16 protein-coding genes are annotated in these 25,123 nt (G+C 38.2%); 12 read left to right on the top strand and 4 right to left on the bottom strand.

The window, feature by feature from the left end; genetic code table 11:
- Positions 1 to 156 precede the first annotated feature (156 nt).
- The 3 genes from BUR11_RS18150 to BUR11_RS18140 all read left to right on the top strand — a co-directional run bounded on the left by BUR11_RS18150 (position 157) and on the right by BUR11_RS18140 (position 5,046).
- Complete coding sequence (locus BUR11_RS18150) at positions 157 to 3,165, top strand: PVC-type heme-binding CxxCH protein (protein WP_074226434.1); 3,009 nt, start codon at positions 157 to 159, stop codon at positions 3,163 to 3,165.
- Positions 3,166 to 3,267: 102 nt separating this feature from the next.
- Positions 3,268 to 4,005, top strand: coding sequence for a subclass B1 metallo-beta-lactamase (gene bla, locus BUR11_RS18145; protein ID WP_074226433.1), 738 nt, complete (start codon positions 3,268 to 3,270; stop codon positions 4,003 to 4,005).
- A 129-nt stretch (positions 4,006 to 4,134) separates the two neighbouring features.
- Positions 4,135 to 5,046 carry an NAD(P)/FAD-dependent oxidoreductase gene (locus BUR11_RS18140; RefSeq protein ID WP_074226432.1) on the top strand — a complete coding sequence of 304 codons (912 nt, stop codon included), beginning with the start codon at positions 4,135 to 4,137 and terminating at the stop codon, positions 5,044 to 5,046.
- A gap of 70 nt (positions 5,047 to 5,116) precedes the next feature.
- Here BUR11_RS18140 and BUR11_RS18135 read toward each other — a convergent pair whose 3' ends face one another.
- The 4 genes from BUR11_RS18135 to BUR11_RS18120 form a co-directional block, all read right to left on the bottom strand.
- Positions 5,117 to 6,229, bottom strand: a complete 1,113-nt coding sequence (locus tag BUR11_RS18135) for an endo-1,4-beta-xylanase (protein WP_074226431.1) — start codon at positions 6,227 to 6,229, stop codon at positions 5,117 to 5,119.
- Between the two features lie 51 nt (positions 6,230 to 6,280).
- On the bottom strand, positions 6,281 to 6,820 hold the full coding sequence (locus BUR11_RS18130) for a hypothetical protein (protein ID WP_074226430.1): 540 nt from the start codon (positions 6,818 to 6,820) through the stop codon (positions 6,281 to 6,283).
- Between the two features lie 133 nt (positions 6,821 to 6,953).
- Complete coding sequence (locus BUR11_RS18125; protein ID WP_074226429.1) at positions 6,954 to 8,111, bottom strand: PepSY-associated TM helix domain-containing protein; 1,158 nt, start codon at positions 8,109 to 8,111, stop codon at positions 6,954 to 6,956.
- Positions 8,111 to 10,489 carry a TonB-dependent receptor gene (locus BUR11_RS18120; protein WP_074226428.1) on the bottom strand — a complete coding sequence of 793 codons (2,379 nt, stop codon included), beginning with the start codon at positions 10,487 to 10,489 and terminating at the stop codon, positions 8,111 to 8,113. Before BUR11_RS18120 ends, BUR11_RS18125 begins: the two co-directional genes overlap by 1 nt.
- A gap of 197 nt (positions 10,490 to 10,686) precedes the next feature.
- Here BUR11_RS18120 and BUR11_RS18115 point away from each other — a divergent pair, with 197 nt between their 5' ends.
- From BUR11_RS18115 to BUR11_RS18075, 9 genes are all read left to right on the top strand, one after another.
- Complete coding sequence (locus BUR11_RS18115) at positions 10,687 to 11,286, top strand: hypothetical protein (RefSeq protein WP_074226427.1); 600 nt, start codon at positions 10,687 to 10,689, stop codon at positions 11,284 to 11,286.
- Positions 11,287 to 11,319: 33 nt separating this feature from the next.
- The gene (locus tag BUR11_RS18110) at positions 11,320 to 11,751 is read left to right on the top strand and encodes a VOC family protein (RefSeq protein ID WP_074226426.1); all 432 of its coding nucleotides are present in this window, start codon (positions 11,320 to 11,322) and stop codon (positions 11,749 to 11,751) included.
- Between the two features lie 241 nt (positions 11,752 to 11,992).
- Positions 11,993 to 13,675: a hypothetical protein gene (locus BUR11_RS18105; protein WP_074226425.1), complete on the top strand. Its 1,683-nt coding sequence runs from the start codon at positions 11,993 to 11,995 to the stop codon at positions 13,673 to 13,675.
- A gap of 10 nt (positions 13,676 to 13,685) precedes the next feature.
- Positions 13,686 to 14,783 carry a ferritin-like domain-containing protein gene (locus tag BUR11_RS18100; RefSeq protein WP_074226424.1) on the top strand — a complete coding sequence of 366 codons (1,098 nt, stop codon included), beginning with the start codon at positions 13,686 to 13,688 and terminating at the stop codon, positions 14,781 to 14,783.
- Positions 14,780 to 15,211: a VOC family protein gene (locus tag BUR11_RS18095; RefSeq protein WP_074226423.1), complete on the top strand. Its 432-nt coding sequence runs from the start codon at positions 14,780 to 14,782 to the stop codon at positions 15,209 to 15,211. The genes BUR11_RS18100 and BUR11_RS18095 overlap by 4 nt, the downstream gene beginning before the upstream one ends.
- Positions 15,212 to 15,555: 344 nt before the next feature.
- Entirely contained in the window at positions 15,556 to 20,508 is a 4,953-nt protein-coding gene (locus BUR11_RS18090; protein WP_074226422.1) for a translocation/assembly module TamB domain-containing protein, read from the top strand.
- Positions 20,498 to 22,783: a translocation and assembly module lipoprotein TamL gene (tamL, locus tag BUR11_RS18085; protein WP_074226421.1), complete on the top strand. Its 2,286-nt coding sequence runs from the start codon at positions 20,498 to 20,500 to the stop codon at positions 22,781 to 22,783. Before BUR11_RS18090 ends, tamL begins: the two co-directional genes overlap by 11 nt.
- A 59-nt stretch (positions 22,784 to 22,842) precedes the next feature.
- On the top strand, positions 22,843 to 24,729 hold the full coding sequence (locus BUR11_RS18080) for a DUF4153 domain-containing protein (protein ID WP_074226420.1): 1,887 nt from the start codon (positions 22,843 to 22,845) through the stop codon (positions 24,727 to 24,729).
- Between the two features lie 5 nt (positions 24,730 to 24,734).
- The gene (locus BUR11_RS18075) at positions 24,735 to 25,118 is read left to right on the top strand and encodes a VOC family protein (protein ID WP_074226419.1); all 384 of its coding nucleotides are present in this window, start codon (positions 24,735 to 24,737) and stop codon (positions 25,116 to 25,118) included.
- The last annotated feature ends 5 nt before the right edge of the window (positions 25,119 to 25,123 follow it).

Genomic DNA, 25,123 nt, shown 5'->3' with positions numbered 1-25,123 from the left:
CATATCCCTGTTTACCTTAAGCAGGGATATTTTTTTACTATATTTTTTTCATAACCTTCTAAAAACCTGCAAGTAGATTGGCTAACCTACCTAAAAATTCTACTTTAGAAGTTGGATTAGATTTAATCCTATCAGATGCCCATATACCTATTCAAAATGAAAAGACCTATTTATTCTATTCTACTAGCAGCAAGTGTAATTTTTTCCTGCTCAAAATCGCAGAAATCAAAACTTACAGATGCACAATATGCTCAATTGACGGAAGAAGAAAAGAGATCTTCCGAACACGCGCTTGATGGCATTGTGGTGGAGGATGAGCGGATTGAATTGACATTATTTGCTTCCGAACCCATGATGATCAATCCCACCAACATGGATGTAGATGATCGCGGAAGAGTTTGGATTACGGAAGCCTATAATTATAGATCGCACTTAAACCCAAGAAACCCGACCAATGAAGAGGGGGACCGAATTTTAATCATGACGGACACTAATGGAGATGGTGTGGCAGACGAATCAAAAGTATTCTACCAAGGAAATGACATCAATGCCGCATTAGGGATAGCGGTATTGGGAGAGAAGGTTTACGTTTCTGTCAGCCCCTATGTATATGTTTTCACGGATGCGGATGGAGATGATGTGCCCGAGAAAAAAGAAATCCTGTTTGAAGGTGTTGGCGGAGTTCAACATGATCATGGAATGCATGCTTTCACCTTTGGACCAGATGGCAAACTATATTTCAACTACGGTAATGAAGGTAAAGGTATTCATTATGCGGATGGCTCCCCCATCCTGGATCCATTAGGCAGGCCAGTGAACAGTGAAACACATCCCTATCGTGAAGGAATGGTTTTCCGAATGGATCCTGACGGCACGGATGTGGAAGTACTAGCCTGGAATTTCCGGAATAATTACGAGGTAGCAGTGGATAGCTATGGCAGAATGTGGCAATCTGATAACGATGATGATGGAAACAGAGGCACCAGAATAAATTACGTGATGGATTACGGGAATTATGGGTTCAAAGATGAAATGACTGGAGCTGATTGGAGAACCAGAAGAATCAACATGGAAGATTCTATCCCATTGCAACATTGGCATCTGAATGATCCAGGAGTAGTTCCCAATATGTTACAGACTTATGCGGGTTCCCCGACTGGAATTCTGGTCTATGAGGGAGATTTATTACCTGATGATTATCATAATCAACTCATTCATTCTGATGCAGGCCCAAATATCGTAAGAGCATATATCACAAAACCTGATGGTGCCGGATTTTCAGCGAGCATCAAAAACTTAATGAATGGAAATGGTAGAGACAACTGGTTCAGACCATCGGATGTGACAGTAGCTCCGGATGGCTCCCTATTCGTTTCGGATTGGTACGATCCAGGAGTCGGAGGCCATGCCATGGGAGACCAGGAAAGAGGGCGAGTTTATCGACTGGCGCCACACGGGGTTGATTACGATTTGCCAAAACACAATTATAACAACATTGAATCCTTGGTTTTTCTACTTCAAAACCCGAATAGAGCTACTCATTTTAAAGCATTTATGGCCTTGGTAGAAAAAGGGGAAGAGGCGAAAGAGACCTTGGAGACATTATATGCCGATGGGGACTCTAGAATGAGAGCAAGAGCCTTCTGGGTATTGACTAAATTACCGGAAGGAAACAATTTCATTCAATTAGCTTCTTCAGATCCTGATCCAAATATCCGTGTGGCAGCTATTAGAGCCTCAAGAATCAATCAGCTAAACGATCCTAATTTCCTTTTACGAATGGCGGAGGATGAAAACATTCAAGTAAGACGAGAAGTGGCTTTGGCCATCAGATATCAAAAAAATGAGGATGTTTGGCTGAAATTAGCCGCTTCCTACCAAAGTGGCGATCGTTGGTTCCTGGAAGCACTAGGGATAGCTGCAGATGGATTCTGGGATGAGTATATAAGCGCTTATTTAGCAAATAAGCAGGATTCTTGGATGCAAATTCCTGAAGCAACAGATATTGTATGGAGGTCAAGAAGCAGCCAAACTTCGGAATTACTAGGAAAAATTATCCTCTCTCAGCCTGGTAGAAATAATCAGCGCTACTATAGAGCCTTGGATTTTCAAGAGCCAAGTAGTAAAACCAAAGTATTGAAATCTCTATTGGCATCTGCTCCTGAAGAAGATCAGCTAATCATTTTAAGACAAATCAATTTTGATCCTACTTCCCCAGACAGGGAGTTGCTTTCTTTAGCAAAGAAAACAGCAGGAGACATCGTTGATGATCGCGACTTTCTGGATATCGTTAGCAAATACGGTATTTCGGATCAAAAAGAACGGTTAAAGTCACTTGTATATCAATCTGAAAACAATCGTCATTCTCAAATGGCGGCAATTATTTATGCCTCACTTTATGGTTTGGATGATATCAAAAATGAGTTTGACACAGGAGATCAAGTGAAAATCGTCACTGCCCTCGAGAAGTTTGGGACCATAGACAATGAAAATATGGCCAAACTGTTGGCTCAATATTATACCGATGAATCCAAGCCAGTAGAAATTAGAACGGCAGCAATGGAAGCCGCCAAGGGATATAATTCCGAACCTTACTTAATGGAATTGGCCAAAGCTGGAAAAATACCTGCGGATGTACTGCCCATTGCCCAGAAAATCCTCCTTTCCTCATGGAATGGAAATCTCCGTGCAGAAGCCAATGAATTGTTTGGAGACGCCGCTGGAAAAGAATATGACATGGCAAAATTAGTTGCCGCAAATGGATCAGTAGAAAATGGAAAAACCATCGCTTCCAATTATTGCCTTGCTTGTCATAAAATTGGAAATGAAGGGATTGATTTTGGACCAGGTTTATCTGAAATCGGAGACAAGCTTTCTAAAGAAGGACTTTTTAATGCCATCATCAATCCTTCTGAAGGAATGGGATTTGGCTATGAAACCCAATTAGTAAAAATGAAAGATGGAACGGAGTTCACTTGTATTGTCAATTCCAAAACGGAAAATGACCTGATTGTGAAATTGGTGGGTAGCAGTGAACAAAAAATCTATAAACTGGACCAGGTAGAAAGTGTCACGCAATTAGATGAATCATTAATGCCAAAATTCCCACTATCGGAATCAGAATTAGTAGATCTGGTAAGTTATCTGGAAACATTACGAAAATAAGTTTCCAAAAATCGGTTTTCAAATCCCAGTTTATGAAAATAGGCTGGGGTTTTGTTTTGGAATAATTGAATCAGTTCTAATCCTTATCCATCTTCCACCACCATGAAAACACTACTTTTTGGCCTCTTTTTTCTATTACTCTGTAAAATCAGCGCCGCACAAAGCCAAGAGAAAAACTTTATTTATGAATCTGAGACGCTGCAGATTGAACAGATTGCGCCACATACATTCGTCCATATTAGTTACCTCAATACGGATGATTTTGGAAAGGTAGCCTGTAATGGGATGATCGTGATTAACCAAAATGAAGCTTTGGTAATTGACACACCAGCCAATGGAGAAGCGAGCGATGAATTAATCAACTGGTTAGAAACTGAGCAAAAAGTAATTATAAAAGCGGTAGTTGCTACTCATTTTCATTGGGATTGTCTGGGAGGATTGAATGAATTTCATGAAAAGGGAATTCCTTCATATGCCTCCGAAAAAACCATAGAATTGGCAAAAGCAGCTGCTTATCCAATTCCCGAAAATAGCTTTAAGAATAAATTAAAACTTCAGGCAGGAAATCAGAAAGTAATCAATCAATTTCTGGGAGAAGGTCATACAAAGGACAATTTTGTTTCCTACGTCCCTTCGGATCATGTCATTTTTGGAGGTTGCATGATCAAAACCCTAGGAGCTGGAAATGGAAATTTGGAAGACGCCAATGTTGCTGCCTGGCCTGAAACAGTAAAGAAAGTTAAAAGCACCTTCCCGAAAACTCAGGTTGTCATTCCAGGTCATGGCAAAATCGGAGGAGTTGAATTGTTGGATTACACCATCGAGCTGTTTTCAAAATAACTAAGTACAGTTTTTCCTGTCATAAGAATACTTGATGAATTCTTATGGTTGTTTAACTCGAATCCTTTAATGCAACAATGTTGCATTAAAGGATTTTTATTGTACCTTTGGAATTCAATCAGGCAAGAAATGAGACAGAATAATTTTGAAGTTATCATTATAGGTGGGAGTTACGCAGGATTAGCAGCAGCCATGGCATTAGGCAGGTCTTTGCGTCAAGTATTAGTCATCGATGCGGGTGAACCCTGCAATAAGCAAACTCCACATTCACATAATTTTTTAACACAGGACGGGAAATCGCCTAGAGAAATTTCTTCCATAGCCCGGAAACAAGCGGAAGCATATCCAACAGTCCAATTTACCTCAGACTTAGCGGTGGAAGGAAATAAGATGGAAGAAGGGTTCGAAATAAAAACGAAGAAAGGAAGCATCTACAAATCCAAAAAATTAATTTTGGCAACGGGAATTAAGGACTTATTACCTGCTATTCCTGGATTGAAGGCATGCTGGGGAATTTCTGTTATACATTGCCCCTATTGTCATGGTTATGAGGTAAGAAACCAATCCACAGGGCTTCTGGCCAATGGAGATTTTGGATTTGAGTTTGGCAAAATGATTACCAATTGGACCAAAGACCTGACATTATTTACCAACGGGAAATCTACACTAACTGAGGAACAAACCTCCATATTACTTAGTAAAAACATCAACATTATTGAATCCCCAGTTAAAGAGCTAACCCATCAAAATGGAGCGCTGAAATCCGTCAAATTGGTTAATGGAAATGCTATTCACTTAAAAGCGTTGTATGCCAAACCAGATTTTGACCAAAATTTAGGCATCATCAGTTCCCTAGGTTGTGAGTTGAAGCAAAATGGTTTCCTTGAAGTGGATCAATTCCAAAAAACAACGGTTGCCGGAGTTTATGCATGTGGAGACAATACGAATATGTTCAGATCAGTTGCCTTTGCTGTTTCTTCAGGCAACATGGCTGGAGCAGCTTGTAATAAAGAATTGATTGACGAATCCTATTCATTATAAAAAAATCAGCCGTCCGGATTTGATTGTAAATCCGAACGGCTGAAAACTTTTGGATTAAGAGGGATCAGAATTAATGTTCGACCGCTTTTTTGATCCCATTGTAAACATCCTCTTTTAATTTCATATCTCTATCAAATGGCAAGGGGTAATTGGTTCTGCCTCTCACAGGGAAATTATTTAACCAGGATCTACCATCATACAATCCCCAAAAAGTAACCCTGCTGATTTTATCTTTATGCTTTTCAAATAATTTGAAAATTTCCTCATATCGTTTCGCAAGTTGCACCTTTCCTTCCGGTGTGATTCCTTCTTTGTAGGGATTGAATTCAGGAGAATTAGCATAATTGATAGTTAAATCTGCCCCTTCGGAATTTCTTGGCCTTGGCAACACGTCCACATCTAATTCAGTGATGGCCACTTGAAACCCAGCCTCAGAAATCTCTAAAATTCCTTTTTCAATTTCTTCAATGGATGGTCCATTGACTGTATAATGTCCTTGCATTCCTATTGCATCGATCTGAATTCCCTCTGCTTTCATTTCCTTGGCAAAATCGAGAATTCCTTTTCGCTTGGAAGCTCTCCAGACATTGTAATCATTGTAATAAAGTTCGGCTTCCGGATCTACTTCATGTGCCTTCTTAAAAGCAGCTTTGATAAAATCTTTTCCTGCAATTTCAAACCATCTGGATTGCCTAAAAGAACCATCTTCATTAAATGCCTCATTGACCACATCCCACCCTTTTATCTTTCCTTTGTATCGGCCCATCACTGTTTCGATATGAGCTTCCATTCGATTAATCAGGGCCTCTTTATCTAGCTTTTCTCCAGTCTCGCTTTCAAAAACCCAATTCGGTACCTGCTGATGCCAAACCAAGCAATGTCCAATAGTAAAAGCTCCAAGTTTTTCTCCTAATGCCACATATTCATCTCCAAATTGAAAGTTATAGGTTTCGAGTTGGGGATGAACCAAAGCCCACTTCAATCCATTTTCCGGACTCAAGCTATTAAAATGGGAACTAATCAAGGCATACTCTTGAGTAGCCTCGGGAGCAACCTGCCGTGAATTCAAAGCCACCCCTATGTAAAAGCTATCTTCAAAAATATCTTTCAAACCTTGCTCATTGGGTTTTTGAGCCGTCAAAAGGATGGCTATTGCTAAAAAAAGAAAAGTATTTTTAATCATAGGTTCATAGGTTCTAAGTGTTATAAAATCTGATATCAGAAATCCTACCTCTTAAGAACCACTTCCTTTAAATTGGTCTTCTTTGTAGGCAAAGAGTACATTGAAAGTCGTCAAAGAGCCATAGCAACGAGTAATATATTGCTGTAAGTGTACCCGATCTTCATCATCCAATTTAGGATGATTATTGATGTTTTGTTCTAATACCCGAAGTTTCTCCCTCACCATCACGATTTTGTGAAAGAATGTGGCCATTGGAATCTCCTTGGCCTGTAGGTTTTTATCATTGGGTTCAAAAACCACATTTCCACCCATCCACTTTCCACCTAAAGGAACAATTGGAGCTCGCTCAGAAGTTTGATTTAAAGCCTCTCGAATGGCTTTTTCCACATCCTTCATTGTCAACATGGGGAAGTCAGGAACTTTTGCTTCTTCTACGGTAAATCCCTCATAATCCCTCGCTAAAGTCTTCACTTCTTCGGAGTTGTAAAAATAGATTTTGTAATAAGTTTCATCCACAGATAGAATCATCCCTGTTCCGAATTTCGGATGGCTGAGTTTACTTCCTGGAGCTAATTCACTTGCTGTTGCCATATTTTTAAAAGATTTAATGAGTCAAAATAATGATTTTGGAAGAATTAATCAGATGAAAAAATTCAAACGGCGAAGAAATAAAAATCTTCGCCGCATTCAAGGTTCATCTATTAAAAAGTAGATCATAACCAGTTTAAACATTCACCAATTCTCTTCTGATTTTCACTTTTCCTTTCTTGTCCTTTTTCTTCCTGCCCCACCAAATTAAAAAACCTGTCACCGGCAAAGAGGCTATGATTGCACTCAGACAAAATGCCAACACCTTTCCTGGTAATCCAGCAATAGCACCAACATGCACATCATAATTAAGACGCATGACTTTTTGCGCGAAAGTGGCTTCTTCCAATCGATTGTAGAAATGATCTACTGGAAGCTCTTCCAACGTATGTTGATCAAAATATCGATAATCTGATTTCCAATAAGTAGAAGCATCAGGATTGGCATTGGCAGCAATGGCGGCCCCTTCATATTCCGGGGGATGAACTTCTATCCATTCTGCATCTGGATAATAGGCGTTCATTTTCATCCATACTGCATCCAATACTGGAATATCATTGGACCAAACCTTAGTAGAATCAGAAGGGGGAGTGTAATATTCCACAAATTCCTCGCCCCCAGACAAAGCGGAGTATAAACCACTTCTAATCCAACTAAAACCCCAAACCAATCCAGTTACTGAAAAAACAAAGGCAAAAATCATTACATAAAATCCAAGCACCTGGTGCAAGTCATAGTTCTTCCTTCTCCATCTTCCAGACCATTTGATTTTCAGGCTTTGCTTGAGGTTACTTTTCTTTTTAGGCCACCAAAGAATCAATCCAGAAATTACCATAAACAAAAAAATCAAGGTAAATGAAGCTACCACTGGCTGGCCGATTTCTGGAGGAAGCCATAGATAAAAATGACCATCTAATACCACTCTAAAAAAATCTGCGTATTCATCCTTGAGTTTTAGCACTTCCCCAGAGTAAGGGTTAATATAGGCAATCTTGTAATGATCATTCCCCTCCCCATAGCTAAAGAATATTGCTTGAGCAGACCTTTCACTGGTTGGATAAAGTACCGCATGAAGATGTCCTTCCGGAAAAGCTTGATAAGCTATTTCACTGATTTTACTGGGCGGCAATACTTCTTTCTTCTCCGATTCTACAAAAAGAAAAGAATAAGTCAAATCCTTGATTTCTGCCTGGAAGGCATAAATACATCCAGTAATAGCGACAATAAACACCACCAGCCCGGAAGAAAGTCCGAGCCATAGGTGCAATCTATTGATGATCTTTTTGAAATTCATTAAAATCGGTAATTAAGGCTGAGCGCAACATTTCTTAGATTTTGTGGAGTCACAGTGGACCATCCAGAATAGTATTTCTGGTTAGTAAGATTATTTAGTTTTAGGGTTAAGAAATACTGTGAACCTGTATATGAAATCGATGCATTAACCACTTGATACGCTGGTAAGGCAAAAGCACCGATATTATCCCTGTTTAGGGTCAAAAATTCACTTGCTGCATTTCCACCAAAACCTAATCCAAATCCTTTCAAGGCTCCTGCAGAGAAGTTATAGCTTGCCCAGAAATTGACAAGGCTTTCGGGTCCCGCAGACTCAGGGCGCATGCCCAAATACCCACTTTCGGGAAAATCTTCAGTTACTTTTGCATCATTGTGACTAAAACCAGCGACCAGATTCAAACCCTGAACAGGGCTAGCGATCACACTCAGTTCAACTCCCTTGCTCACTACTTCTCCCCCCTGAATGGAATTGTTTACGTTGGTTGGATCAGTCATAACTCGGTTACTTACCTTGATATTGTAATAACTCGCTGTTGCTGCAATTTTATCTCCTAGCAAATTGGTTTTGAATCCAAATTCATATTGGTTGGCTTTTTCAGGGTCAAAAACTTTAAACCTAGGATTGGTGCCATCTTGATCGGAAACGGTGGTTGGAGCAATATTTTGAAATCCATTCATATAATTACCGAAGATGGAAACCTTGTTGGGGATCAGTTTGTACACTGCTCCGAATTTCGGAGATACAGCTGTTTGTGTATTTTGATCACTATCAGTTCCCCAAGCTTCATTTTTAAAATGATCCACTCTGACACTGGCCATCACTGAAAGTTGAGAAGTTAATTCAATCACATCTGACACATAAGCACTCACTACTTGAGTCGTCCCTGTGCTATTACCCTCAAAGGTATCTTTCAACAATTCATCCACTCCAGCTTGAGTCAACACACCTGTATCATTTCCGTCTGAAAGCGTAACAACGCCATTTCCAACCCAACCTGTGCTACTGTTTTTGATGTCCTGATCGTAGTAATCCAACCCTAGGATCATTTTGTTTTTAAAAGAACCGATTTGAAAATTGCCTATAAAATTCTGCTGAATATCTGTGGTCAAAGTCTGCCCATTCCTATCGGAAATATATCTGTAAAAAGAATCTCCATCACTTCCATCAAACAGGTAATGGTAATAACCATCTGTTTTGGTATAGCTTCTAGAAAGGACAGTTTGTGAGGTCCAGTTATTAGACAGTTGATAGAAGGCCTGGGCTTGAAGTGCATAAGAATTATTATTGATACTTAGCTCATCACTCGTAAAGGATCGCTCATAATTTCTTTCAAACAGGTCAATTGAATCAAAAGTCAAAGGATTTGATCTGTTCAAAAAGATCATTGGCGCATTTACCGAATTGGAATTCAAAAACTCGGTATTAACTAGAAAAGTCAATCTTTCACTAGCCTTAAATTTGAAGGAAGGAGCAACAAAAAAAGAGGTTTTTCCTCCAGCATCCTGAAAAGTATTGTTTTGCTGATAGGCAGTATTTACCCGCATGGAAGCATGCTCGTTTAATGGCACATTCACATCTCCAGTGATCCTGTTGAGACCGTAATTCCCTGTAATAAACCCTACTTCCCCCTTGAAATTGTCTGTAGGTCTTTTGGTGGTAATATTGATTAATCCCCCATAAGAAATCACAGAACTTCCAAATAGGGTACCTGAAGGACCTTTGATTACATCTACAGTTTCAATATTTGCAGGGTCTAAGCCTCCGTTATTTAGGCTGGGCATTCCGTTTACCATGGTTGGCTGCACAGAAAACCCTCTCATAGAATAATATTCTGCCCCATCTCCTCCACGTCCTGTAGATTCCCATAAACGAGTTACTCCGGTGGCATTCTTTAAGGCATCATTCATGTTGGTGACTACCTGTTCTTTCAAAAGTTTTGAGCTTACGGAATTGTAGACCTGAGGATTCTCTAAATCTGTCAATGGTAATTTTGCAACCGTAAAGTTACTATCGGAATAAAACCGATTGGAGCTCATATCAGTGACAATGACTTCATTTAAATCAGTGGAGCTTTCCGATAAAATGAAATTTAATGTAAGCGTCTCTCCTTCCCCTAGAACTACCTGCTTTTCTTGTTTTTCAACCCCGACAAATGAGGCGAAAATGGTATAATTCCCTGCAGAAAGGTTTTTGATTTCATAAAACCCTTTCCTATCAGTAGAATTTCCCTTAGCAAGTCCCTTTACACCTACATTTACAAATTCTATTGGCTGATTATCGGAGGTAGACACAAGTCCGCTGATACTCCCGTTTTGTCCAATAGCATGGAAAGTATTCAGCAAAAAGCTGGTGAACAATAGTATAAATAGTCGATTCATATGGATTAAGATTTCAATGATGCGACAAAAATATTATTTGGATTAATTCTAAACAAGTGTTATTTAGAATTAATCTAAAAAAAATTAAGAATTGATTTAAGCGGCTAACTAAACTTCTTTTTAATCAATCTTTTATCCATCTAAAGCACTCCTCAAGAACAAACACTATATTTATTATTAGGATCACAACGACTTCCATGAAAAGAATACCCTACTATCTAATTCAAGGGATTTCCATTTTTCTTGGTTTTACTTTCTGGGGAGCTGGAATGGCAAAACTTTATTATGAACACCAGTTTTTTGGATGGATAGGCCCTGTTTGGTTAATTGATGAGTTAGCAAAACATGGCTTGGGCTTATATGGAGTCTTTATAGCCTATTGCCAAATTATTATTGGGTATCTTTTAGTAACCACACGTTATAAGCTTTTGGGCAGCATCATGATGATTCCAATGATCGGTAACATATTAATGGTTACTATTTCATTGAACTGGAAAGGAACCCCTTTGGTGTTGGCTTTTTTACTGTTGTTGAATTTTATTTTATTGATCCAATACAAAGATTTTTTTCGTCCTTTAATTGATGAGGGCAATACCAGCTATGATGTAAAAAAGAGACCGCAAAGAACCCGAGTTGGACATTTAGTTTGGTTGGCAGGATTGGCTTTGCAAATTATCTCCATTCAGATTTCTTATTTCAATTGGGTCTTGGCCTGTACAGTGGTGATTATAGGACTGATATTGTCATATTTGAGTTTTAAAACAGACCAAAACACAAGCAAAATCACGAAATTGTAATGCATTCACTTTTAATTACTTAACCAAAATATTATGAACATTCATCCTTATTTAAATTTTGACGGTCAAGCTGAAGAAGCAATGAATTTTTACAAGAAGACATTGGGTGGTGAATTCGAGGGAGGAATCAATTACTTCAGTGAAATCCCTGGCATGGAAATCAGCGAGGAAGAAAAGCATCGCGTAATGCATATTACACTTAAACTTTCAGATGAAGTAAAAATTATGGCCAGTGATAATATGCCGAGTATGGGACATCAATTAACTGTGGGCAACCATAATTATATTTCTTTGATGCCGGACTCCAAAGAACAAGGAAATAAATTCTTTGAAGGCCTATCAGAAGGAGGGAAAATAGAAATGCCATATGAAAAAGCATTTTGGGGAGCGTATTTCGGAAGCTTTACCGATAAATACGGAAATGGTTGGATGGTCAATTATACGCTGAAAGAAGGGGAAGAATAAAAGAATCCCTTAAAATGCCTGAAATTATCTTTCAGACATTTTTTTACCCATTTTTTTTCATTTAATCCCTACACACCATTTGAAGATCATGAAAACTCATCTGGTACATACAAAACTGTAACTTATTTATTACTAAATATTTACGGATCTTTTATATTATTTAAACAGTTAGTTTTTAAGAATGATATTCCTTAGATTAAATCATTCTTTTTCAAATTTTTACTTTTAAACATCTTCTTTCATGTCCTATTTAAATTCGCCTCGACTGACTTTTTCGGGGCAGTTTCAAGCTGATCCATCCACCGTTAACAACGACCCCACTCACTTTAATAACCAAACCTTCGAGCCTGATTTTCAAAAATGGGGGCTTGGTGCAACCAATGGATGGTGGAATCCTGATGGTACCGGAAGTTGGAGGTTTTTAAGTTGCACCGTGCAAGGCGTCACCTACCTAGATGGAACCTCTACATCAGACCCAAAAGAAGATCCCGTAATAGGAATGAGTATCATGGATTCCAATCAAAAGGTGGCAGGAAAAATTGTCGATTTGGATTCCCAACAACAAATGGTATCTGCGCTTTGGGGATTGGTAGTGCGTTTAGTAGCTGGTGATCAAGAGATTATAAAGTCAGATTATGAAGTTGCTTCCTTTACCAATATCTGGATGAAACGAGCTCCTGAATTAGGAGGAGATACCAGAGCTGCAGCCATCTTCCAATCTACTTTAACCAATATCAACTGGAATATTGAATCTTGTAATTCAAGGTATTTAAAGGAATTATTTGAAGTCAGCAAAAATCAACTTTCTATACAATTTACAACCGACCTCTATGATATGGATCATACCTCTCCTGCATTCACCATTGGAAGAATCGTAGGATCCATTGGACCTTATTTTGAAGGAGAACCAAAATATTTCACGCAAGGCCGTCCACTGTTTCCTCAGACCAGCACTATCAATTATGCCAATGCCATTATTGACAAAAACTTAAATCAAGTGGTCATCGATTTGGCCAATTCCTTTCCCATCTTTCCAAATGGCACCATTAAGAACACTTTACCTTTAACTTTAGGAGTAAATACCGGGAAAGTGGGTTTTGATGACATCACAAAAATCGGAGAAATACATCTTGCAGATCCCAATTGGTACAAAGGCCAATCAGGTATTAACACGATTCCTCTAGGGCCCAACACCTCCTTGGTAGAAGAAAACCCTTTGGTTATTCTAAACTCCGAGGGGGAGGTGATTTTTAGAGAAAGTGAGGAATACGTCTGCGCTGATAAATTTGTTTTTTATTTAAATCCAGAGGAAGAATGCCAAGTTAATTTTTATGCGAGTAAACTGGGAAAACCATTACCTGACAAAGAAATAGAATTCCAATTGATCGATAGCCCATTCGGCCCCACTCCACCGGTAGTAGGAGTTCCCAAATCTGCAATGGTTTTCCCAAAAACAATAAAAACCGATACACTAGGCAAAGCAAGCCTAACTGTAAAAGCCAATGATCCTGGCAACCCAAGGGGATACATTGACGGACAGGTTTATGGAATCTCCTATAATTTCAGCGATGGCTATTTCTCAGAATGTAATCAAAATAATTTCCTGAGCTTCTTGGTATTTGATTCGGTAGATCCAGAAAAAATAGCTAATCCCACTTGGGAGGACATCCAACCTATCATGCAGCAATACGCCAATTTATATCCCTTGATGTCAAAAGGGATTTTTAACCTCGCAGATCAATCAATTGTAGACAAGAATGCGGAGATCCTACAATTTGTTTTTAGTAAAGACAAAGAAGACCCCAATTACATGCCGGCAACCCGGGATCTTTCCAGAGATAAGTCTGCGATGATTATCAATTATTTAAACGCTGTTATTTCAAAAGCAGGAACGAAAGATTCCATCACTTTTAAAAAATTATAACCCAAGCACCATGATTTTTCTCAAAGCAATAAAAATAGACACCCTAGATGACCTTCGTTCGGCCATTCAAACGGCAATCGAATTAGAACATTCCACCATACCACCGTACCTGACCGCAAATTTCACCCTAGCCAATACAGGAAATGATGAGATTTCGAATCTGATTGGGTCGGTCGTGGGGGAAGAAATGCTTCATCTCTCTATCGCATGTAATCTTCTCAATGCAATAGGTGGATCACCCGTGCTAAATCAACCAGGTTTTATTCCGACTTACCCTGGCCCACTTCCTGGAGGCGTAGATTACGGACTTACTGTTCCTTTGGAAAAATTTTCCCTTTCATTAATTAAAAATGTCTTCATGTCGATAGAAGAACCAGAAAAACCAATTCCTATTAAATCCATGGAGTTGCAGGAAGATACTATGACAATTGGGCAGTTTTATCAAAAAATCAAGGAAAAGATCTCCCTTTTGGAAGGGGAAGCTAAAAAATCGGGAAAAACCATATTTACCGGAGATCCTACCTATCAGCTTACCTATGAGAAATTCTTTCCAAAGAATTTATTATTCCCAATTACTGATGAAACAATGGCATTTCAAGGGATAGATCTTATCGTTGACCAAGGAGAAGGAACCAGTACAGATCCATTTGTAGATGGAGAGGATTCTGACAAAACAGAACCTGCGCATTATTACCGTTTTGAAGAAATCTACAAAGGAAAAACTCTAGTCAAAGACCCAAGTGCCACTTCTGGTTATTCCTATTCCGGAACCCCAATCGTTTTTAATGAAAAGGAGGTTCCTAACATGAAACCAAATCCAAAAATGACCGAATTGCCTGAAAACACGCTAGCTTTTCAATACAGTAAGTTATTTAACTATACCTACACCTGCTTATTAAATAGTTTACATCTGACCTTCAACGGACAAACTGATCAAATCAATCAAGCCATGGGCTTAATGTTTTCTTTAAGGCTCTATGCTGGAAAACTGCTATCTACTCCCTATCCAAATCAACCAGGATTTGTTGCCGGCCCTAGTTTTGAATACGTCTCAAACGAGGATTTATCAAGCGCTGAAATCACTTTGTTAAATCAAATAACATCATGATTTTTTCAAGTTCGCTTCTGGTTACTAAAATTTCATCGAGTAATCTTAATCGGTCAAAGGAGTTTTACGAACGTGTACTGGGGTTTAAATTAGACCCAAAGTATTCCATTACTCATCCTACTGGAACCGACCTTCCCTACCTCCAAATGAATCTTACTGGCCCCAATGGAAGCAAAATAGTATTTGGACTGTATCAAGACATTCCCAGTCCTTTTTCCCCAAAGCCAACTAATGGAACTGTTCCAAGTTTTTTGGTAGATGATATAGAGTCCACACTCGCCTTTTTTCAGGAAAATCAAGTGAGCATTGATAAAGCAGGCGACAGCTACATCCTTACTAACAAATCCGATGAAGGGTATATTGATCAGTTTTTCTTTTTTAGGGATCCCGACAATAACTCTTTAGTAATTCGACAAAACATCAATTAAAAGCTATACTGATCAAAGTTAAATCCTCACCAATTTGCGTGAGGATTTTTATTTTCATCACAATTCATTTTGGATAGATAAAGAAAAAAACATTTACACATGGATGAAGAACTTTAACATCCTCAATTAATTTCCTGAATATTACATGGTTATTCCTTTGATTATTTTAAATTTTACTAGAGATAATAAATTTCAAATTGTTATTTCTGTAACATTCTGGCCTACTTCTTGGTCTTTAATCTAGGATGTTCAAATTTCGTCTTTGACCAATTCTTTAACGGGTAATTATTAAACGAATTCTAATAAAATTTTTAAAGGTCATTGGGTTTTCATTAGCAGGTCTAATGATTCTTTTACTGGCAGTGATCCTATTTATTCGGAGCCCTTGGGGTCAGGGGATTCTTGTGGAAAAAGCAATCTCTTATCTTGAGGGTAAAACTGGGGCCCAAGTAGGCATTGAACGATTATTTGTCACATTTTCAGGAAATATTTTTTTAGAAAACTTCTATATCTCAGATGTCAATGGTGACACTTTAGTATTTTCCAAAGACCTTGAAGCAGGGCTCGCCTTTGTCCCTTTGATTCGATCTGGGGCTATCCATGTCAGCAAATTTGAATGGGAAGGTTTAAAAGCTAGAATTAAAAGATCTGAGGACACGGGAGCTTTCAACTTTGATTACATCCTCACTTCCTTTGCTTCTACCGGACCAGATAGTAGCACAGTAGAGAGTCCTGAACCAGACGCCACGTCCCTCAACATTACTTTATCCCCGATTAGCATCCGGGATTTTGACATCAGGTATCAAGATGAAGTTCTCGGCATTGAAACTTCCTTGGCACTTGGAGACTTTGAATTAAACATACCGGAATTAGATCTAAATGCATTTTCATTTGGAATAGAAGACATACAGCTTTCCAATACTCAAATCAAGTATAAACAAACCAAAGCCTTCCCTCCCTCAGAAGCTAGTTCAGAAGGTTCAACCTTGCCTAAAATAAAAATTGAAAATCTTGGTCTACAAGAGGTTTCCCTTATTTATGACAATCAAGTGGACCAACAATTTGCAGAATTAGAAATCTATAATTTCGGTATTTCTGCACCCTCTATAGACTTGGTAAACCAGGATATCCTGATCGAATCCATACAATTATCTGATTCAAAAGTACTCTTCCATGATTTTTCACCAAGCACTACATCTTCAGATTCACCACAAGATTCTGCCCCTTTTTCCTGGCCAGATTGGAAAGTGAAATTAAGCTCATTGGTTTTGGAGAATAATACCATCGATTATAAAACCTCCGATAGTAAAATCACCGAAGGAGTCTTCAATCCTGAAGTCCTTCTTCTTGAAGACTTAGGTTTAGAAATCTCGGATGTTTTGTTGGAAAATGAGAAAGCAAGCTTGAATTTGAAAGCACTCTCATTTCGAGAAGGAAGTGGGTTCCAGATTAAGGATTTGATTCTCAATGGTTCTGTTGAAAACACAAAAGCGGAGATCAAGCAACTCTTTGTTTCTACAAATTACAGTCAACTCAATTCCACAGGTAATTTCTCTTATCCTTCCATTCAAACGCTAATCGATTCTCCTGAAGAAACACTTATCAACCTTTCTGTTGATCAATTCTCTTTGGATGTAAGGGACAGTTACTTTTTTGCCCCAGAGCTTGCTTCTGACACTTTAATTCAGGAATTGGCGATTGCACCTTTTGCAGGAAATCTAGCTATCAGCGGAGGTCTTTCTAAGTTAGAAATCCCAACATTCCAATTGAATTGGAGGGAAACTGATTTTTATACTAAGGGATCTGTTCGCTCACCACTCGACCTAGACTCACTCTATGTAGATTTCCCGCAAATTGAATTAAATACCAACAAGAAATCACTGCAACTTTTTGCCAGTGAGTCTGACCTCGGTATCACTTTCCCAGATTCGATTGGCATTACAGCTCAAGCAAAAGGATCCATGAATGATCTCATCGCATCATTGGATTTACAAACTGACTTAGGACAAGTACTATTGGATGCTGGATATAAGGATCAGGGATTATTGGAGTTTGATGTAAATCTCCAAGTTCAACAACTTCAATTAGGAACCTTACTTCAAAACCCTGATTTAGACACTTTATCCATGGAAATTAATGCCAAAGGTCAGGGAAATTCCATTTATGATCTTACTGCTCAACTTGAATCCCATTTTGACAAATTAAATCTATATGGTTCTGATTATTCAGGTCTCCAACTCAATGGACAGTTAGCGAATGGAGATGGAGACGTCAGCCTAATCTTGGATTCTGAATATCTTGATTTTGATTTAATCAGCTCCATCCAACTTGATTCAGTAAACTCAAAAGTGGGTTTTAATTTAAATTTAAAAGGTGCTGACTTTAATAAGTTAGGTTTCTCCCCCAAAGAATTCCGCGTACGTTTACAATTGGAAGGGAATTTTGAAGGAAATCCCGATAATTTTCAAGCATCTATCGGGTTAAGTGACGGCTTGGTTCTTTACGATAAAAAAACCTATCCTACCGGAAACTTAAATTTAGAGAGCTTGGTAAAACCCGACTCCACCAGTCTAATTATAGAAAGTGATGTCGTCAAAGGGTTTGTTCATACCAATACCAACCCTGCCTCATTAGGAGTTGCCTTAGAAAATCATTTCTTAAATTATTTAGCCATCAAAGACAGTTCGTATACAGAATTGGATAGTGGAATAATCATGAATATGGACCTTTCCATTTTCGAATCCCCACTATTGAACGAAGTGCTACTTCAAGGATTGGAACAGTTAGATTCTGGACGGGTGCAATTAGCCTATTATCAAGATCTAGACTCTTTGGATGCAGTGGTAAGCTTTCCTTACATAAATTTCTCTGGAACTGAAATCGACAGTTTGGAATTCAATGTCCATTCCAATTTATCCAACTTGAATATGGAATTAGGCTTCCTCAACTTAGTTGCTGGGCCATTAAATATGGATGAGACTTCACTTACTGGAGTGATGGAAAATTCAAGAATTTACTTTGATTTCTCTTCATATAACGAAACTGAACCAGTATTCCACATTTCCTCAGACCTGGGTCTTTTGGGTGATACTATTAGTTTTCATATTAATCCTGAGAACTTATTATTGAAAAAAAACCAATGGGTGATTCCGGAGAATAATCAGATTCTATATTCTAGTAATAACCTTGATTTTCAAAATTTCAGTTTCACGCAAAATGGACAGGAGCTTAGCTTCAAAAAGAACATTGAAGGTTTTACAGATGAAAATATCGCAGTGCTATTCCAAAATTTCAGATTGTCCACATTTACCAGTTTGTTGAATCCAGATGAACTTTTGGTTGGCGGAAAAATGAATGGGCAGCTTGTAGTTGAAAATCCATTTGGAGCAATAGGATTGATGGGTAATTTAAAAATTGACAGCCTAAAAGCAGTGGGTGTTTCTTTAGGAAACTTATCCTTAGATGCTACCGCTGAAAGTTTAGGGAATTACAACTTAGCCTTAACATTAAGAGATGACGGCATAGATCTGGATGTCAACGGTCAGTTTATGGCGAATGAATCCGGAGGGGAATTTGACTTGAAGTTGGACTTGATAAAAGCTGAAATGAAGAAAATTGCAGCGCTTTCACAAGACCAGATTTTAGATGCATCAGGTTATTTGAAAGGCACTATCAGTGCCAATGGCACAACAAATTCCCCTAACTATCAAGGAGAATTTCAATTTTTCGAAACCTCTTTTGTACCTGCCCAACTCAGCACCAAATACATACTTTCCAACGAAAAAATCCAAGCGGATAATGATGGAATATACTTCAATCAATTTACCGTCAAAGACACTGACAACAATACCTTTACCGTAGATGGTACGGTGACTACTACAGATCTAAACAACCCCGGATTTGACCTTAGCCTCGTAGCCAAAAACTTCATGGTGGTCAATTCCACAGATCAAGAAAATGAACTACTCTATGGAAGAGGGACAATCGATGCAGATGTGACCATCCAAGGGGATCTAAATTTACCTATCGTTAGAGCTAATTTAAACATCAAGGAAAATACCAATTTGACCATGCTGATCCCAGAGTCTCAACTGGATCTGGTGGAGCGTGACGGAGTGGTGTTATTTGTAAACAAGGAAAATCCAGATGACATTCTTACTTCCCAAACAGAGCAATCCACCACTGCATTTTTGGGGTATGATATACAAGCTTCCCTTAAAACAGACCCTAAAGCAAAATTTACAGTAATCATAGATCCTAAAACCGGGGATAATTTATTGATATCAGGAAGTGCTAATTTGCGAATGGACATTACTCCAAATGGAAGAATCACACTCTCTGGAGATTATGAAATATCTGATGGACATTATGAAATGTCTTTATATAACCTGATCAGCAAAAAATTCCTAATCAACCCTGGAAGTAGAATAACTTGGAATGGGGATCCTATGGATGCTAATATGGACATTCGAGCCATTTATGAAGTTGATGCTTCCGCATCAGCATTGATGTCTTCCCAGTTGACAGGCAGTAGCCAAAGTACCAAATCCCAGTACCAAAGAAGATTACCATTTTTAGTGTATTTAAATGTGGATGGGGAGTTATTGAGGCCTGAAATTTCATTTGCATTGGATATGCCTGAAAACGAACGGGGAGCATTTGGAGGAAATGTTTACTCCCAAGTACTTCAAATCAATGACCAAGAAGACGAATTAAACAAACAAGTTTTTTCCCTCTTGGTATTGAATAGATTCTTCCCTTCAAGAGGAAGTGATGGTTCCAATGGAGGTGCAGAAACAATTGCTAGAAGTAGCGCAAGCCAAATTCTATCCGATCAAATGAATGCATTATCCAGTAAGCTTTTTGGGGATAGTGGCTTTCAATTAGGTTTTGATGTCGATACTTATGAGGATTACCAATCCGGTAGTAGTCAAAATCGAACCGATCTAAACATCAATGCCCAACAAACCCTCTTCAATGACCGACTGATCGTGGAAGTAGGTAGTCAAGTTGGGCTAGAAGGGAGTTCTCAGGAGCCTGAACAATCCAATGCTATTTTAGCAAATGTAAGTTTTGAATACATCCTTACCGAAGATGGAAGATGGAGAGTTCGAGTTTTTAGAAAAAATCAATATGAAAGTATCATTGATGGGCAACTAGTGGTAACTGGTGGCGGGTTAATTTTCAATCGGGAATTCAATGAGTTTTATGAGCTTTGGCATAAATCCAAGCAAGCTCTAGAAGAATCTAATTCTATAGATTCAAACAATAAAGGAAAGGAGGAAAATGAAAAATAATAAAAGCATTTTCTTCTTTTTAGCCTTCTTGACTTCCTTCACTGGATGTCAAATAAAGAAACATATTCCCGAGGGGGAGCTACTTTATACGGGAGCCACTTTGGATCTAGAGGCTCCAGAAGTTCAAGACTTAAAGAAAATTGAATCTGAATTAAATGACTTGCTCAGACCAGAGCCTAATTCGAAGTTTCTCGGAATGTATTTTGGCCTATGGGCCTATTACAAAGGAGAAAAAGAAAAGCCTGGATTCATCAATCGCTTTCTCAATAAAAAATTTGGTCAAGAACCCGTTTATTTTAGCCAGGTAAATACGGAGCGTACGGAAGAGTTGATTTTGAATAGGTTAGAAAACCGAGGCTTTTTTTATGGACAAGCTAGCTCTGAAAGTATAAGAGGTGAAAAGTTTGCTGAAGTAAACTACACTGCAAAAGTAGGCCAACCTTATGTCTTGAAAGAATTCCAACTGGAAAGAGATTCACTGGAAATTGAACATGAAATCCAACGTCTATTAGGAGAAACTTTACTTCAACCAGGCAACCGATTTGATTTAAACACCTTGAACTCCGAAAGGGAAAGGCTTGACCAGGGCCTAAAGCAAAAAGGGTATTACAATTTCAATAATGACTTCCTAATCTTTGAAGCTGACACCAATATTACAGACAGTGCCCGTCAGTTTAACCTTTACCTCAGACTGAAAAACAACGTCCCAAAAAACAGCTTGGTAAAATATAAAATTGACCAAATTCAAGTATTCCCCAATTATTCCTTAGATGAAAATACCGACCAAGCAGACACCGTCCAACTTGACGGAAAAGAATTCATTCAAAACGGTGTCGTTTTCAAACCAGAATTGTTAAACCAATACATTTTAATTGAGAACGGGGAATATTATAGCCCTAATAAATCCAGACTTTCAAGCAACCGTCTAAGTTCAATAGGTAATTACCAATATGTCAATTTACGATACGATGAACTGATCAATGAAGATAGTCTAGGACATCTTGCTGCCAGTTTTTTACTTTCTCCCATGACTAAAAGATCCGTAAGGGCAGAATTATTGGGAGTGTCCAAGTCCAACAATTTTGCCGGCCCCGCACTCAACCTGGTATATAGAAACAGGAACTTGTTTAAGGGAGGTGAAAATTTCAATATTTCCGCAAAAATCGGCTATGAATTTCAGATCGCAGGTGGGGATTTAACAGGATTGCATTCTCTTGAATTAGGGTTGAGAGGAGATTTGATATTCCCAAGAGTGATTTTCTTTGTGCCAATTGAAGAGAAATTCAGTTATTCAGTACCTAAGACTAAAGTCAGTTTGGGAACAGATTATTTGAGCAGAGGTGGCTTATATACCTTAAATTCCTTTTACACGAGTTATGGATACTTCTGGAATGCCAACAGGTTTGCCTACCATGAGATTAACCCAATCAATATCAATATTACCAACCTCGCTAAATCATCTCCGGAGTTTGAAGAAATTCTGGATAAAAACCCTTTTTTAAGACGGAGTTTTGACCAAAACTTCATTATTGGAATCAATTATATTTTCAATTACAATAAAATTAACGATCCTGTCCGGAAGCATGGCTACTTCTTCGGTTTAGGTTTAGACTTCGCAGGAAACTTAGTCTATGGAATTGACAAATGGGTAGGAGAAGGCAATGGAAAGATCTTTGGCTTGGAATATGCCCAGTATGGTAAGGCTGACCTTGATTTTAGGTATCATTTCAATATAAATAAAACCCAAACCATCGCTTCAAGGCTTTTTGCTGGAGTGGGTGTACCCTTTAGAAATTCTTCGTCCTTGCCTTATGTAAAACAGTATTTCTCTGGTGGTCCAAACAGTATAAGAGCATTTAGAATTCGATCTATAGGACCTGGGAGTTATGCGCCTGAAGAAACTAACATAAACTCCTACTTTGACCAATCAGGTGACATTCGATTAGAGGGAAATATAGAATACCGATTCCCTATGGTGTCTCTCCTAAAAGGTGCTCTCTTTCTGGATGCAGGAAATATATGGTTAATGAATGAAAATGAAGCCTTACCTGGGGGTAAATTCAGCTCTAGCTGGTGGAATGAAATTGCGGTAGGAACCGGGATAGGGTTTAGAATTGATATTCAATTCTTTGTGATACGATTTGATTTTGCTACTCCGTTAAGAAAGCCTTTTTTACCGGAAGGAGAGCGATGGGGAAATACCTTTGATATAGGCAGTAAAACTTGGAGAAGAGAAAACCTTATTTTCAATTTTGCCATCGGATATCCTTTCTAACCAATTAGACTTTCCCAGAGAGAGGATTATCCGTAACTTACTTTTAAAACTTCCTCAGCATGAAATTTCCATCACTACAACAATTAAGTGAGGATGCAATCCGGAGTGCTAAGAGATTCCCGTTGAGCTTAGTCACGGCTTTTTTAGCTTCTACTTTACTGATCTATTTAATTGAAATAGACCGTTTCGACCAAGAAATACAGCTTGTCAATCTCCTTCTGGTTTTGATGCTGGGAATCCCTCTTTTCTTCTGTGTAGACATTTATGGTGAAAAACATCAATTCTCTCCAATAAAAAGAAAGATAAGCTGGATTGTAGTGGTCATTTTGTTAGGCCTTGTCTATTTTTCATTTCCTTCTGAAAACACATTTACCAATACCAGAATCCCCTATATAAGATACCTGGTATATAATCTTACCGCTCATTTGTTAGTGGCTTTTCTCTCTTATTGGGATGAAAAAAGTGATGATTCCTTCTGGAAGTTTAACGAAAATATTTTCATCCGAGTGGTGACTGGTGTCTTCTACTCATTAGTGATACATACGGGTATTTCCTTGGCAATGGGAGCTGTATCCCTTTTGTTTTCCATTGAAATTGACCCTAAAAATTACTTCTACATATTTATTCTATCCATTGGAATTTTCAACACTTGGTTCTTTTTGGCAGGCGCTCCAAAAGATTTAAACGAAGGAGTATCCCTAATCAACTATCCTAAAGGATTAAAAATCTTCACCCAGTTTATACTGATTCCTTTACTACTGGTATACATGACCATTCTCTATATCTATGGAGGAAAAATCATCTTCACATGGGATTGGCCAAAAGGAATCGTCAGCTATATGATCATTGCGATTTCAGTATTGGGGATATTTACCAATCTTCTATTATTCCCTATACAAGACCAGAAAGAAAGTAGCTGGATCAGGACATTCTACAAAGCATTTTATTTTTTGATCATCCCTTTAATCATCATTTTATTCCTAGCCATTGGAATACGAGTGAAGGAATATGGATTGACGGTCAACCGGTATATTGTGCTACTTATGGGTGTCTGGCTCACATTTATAGCAGGTTATTTTATAATTGGACCTGGAAAAATTAAGACCATCCCCATATCTCTTGCAATCTTTATGATTTTGGGTTCCTTCGGTCCTTGGGGCATGTTTAGTTTGAGTGAGTCCAACCAAATAAAAAGACTTGAGCATATTTTGACCGAATCAGAAATCCTTCAAAATGGAAAAATCCAAAATGAAGTTTTTTGGGAAATTTCTGAGAAAGGAGCTCTAAAACCTACAGTCCAAAAAAACACAAATAGAATAACTCCACAGGATCAAAATGAGGTCAACTCCATTATTCAATACTTGGAAACCTATCATGGATTAAACTCTATACTACCTTGGTTCGAGCAAGATTTAGCCACTCTTTTTCAGGAAGCTGATGACCCTGAAAAAAGAAATATCTCCTTAAACTATAGCAAATTCATAGTAGAATCCATGGGATTATCTTATGTCAATGAACTCCAAATTCAATTGAACGATAAATTACCTATTCATTTTAGATGGGAAATTCAATTTCAAGAGGTTAGACCTATTTCTGGATATGATTATGAATTGGCTTTTGATTTGAATTTGGAAACCAATCTGGATAAGACTTGGCCGGTTCCCGAGATCGGGATAGCAAAAATTTGGGTAGACGAAGACCTTTCAACTTTTCATGTAGAAATTGGGAATGTAAAGGGTCATGTGGATCTAATCGAAATGAAAAAGGAAATTGAAAATTTATATGGGCAAGGTTATGTCCAAAATATAAGTCCGGCAGACATGAGTTTTGAAATCCCAAATGACTCGATGAAGATTCAAATAGTATTTCAAAGCGTATCAAAGAACTCGGAAACTGAGAAAGAGGTAGACCAGCTTCATGGCATCATACTTTTAGGTAAAAAATAGTTTTTATGAAACTTGAGCACTTGGCAATTTGGGTTGAAAACCTGGAAATGATGAAGGATTTCTATTGTAAATACTTTGCCATGACTGCAGGAGAAAAATACCATAATCCTTCTAAAAACTTCACGTCCTACTTTTTATCATTTGAATCAGGGGCAAGAATTGAACTGATGCACAAACAGGAAATATTCACTCCAGAACAACGAAATCATTCCTTTGGGTATACTCATATTGCCCTTTCAACAGGAAGTAAAGAAAAGGTCCTTAGTTTAACAGAAAAGTTGAGAAATGATGGTTTTGAAATCGTCGGCGAACCCAGAACCACCGGTGATGGCTATTTCGAAAGTATCATTTTAGATCCGGAAGGAAATCATATTGAACTCACTATCTAACACTT

The sequence above is a fragment of the Algoriphagus halophilus genome (genome assembly GCF_900129785.1).
Classification (GTDB): domain Bacteria; phylum Bacteroidota; class Bacteroidia; order Cytophagales; family Cyclobacteriaceae; genus Algoriphagus; species Algoriphagus halophilus.
Note: the sequence above shows the minus strand (reverse complement) of the source record. Positions and strands in the feature narration are given on the sequence as shown.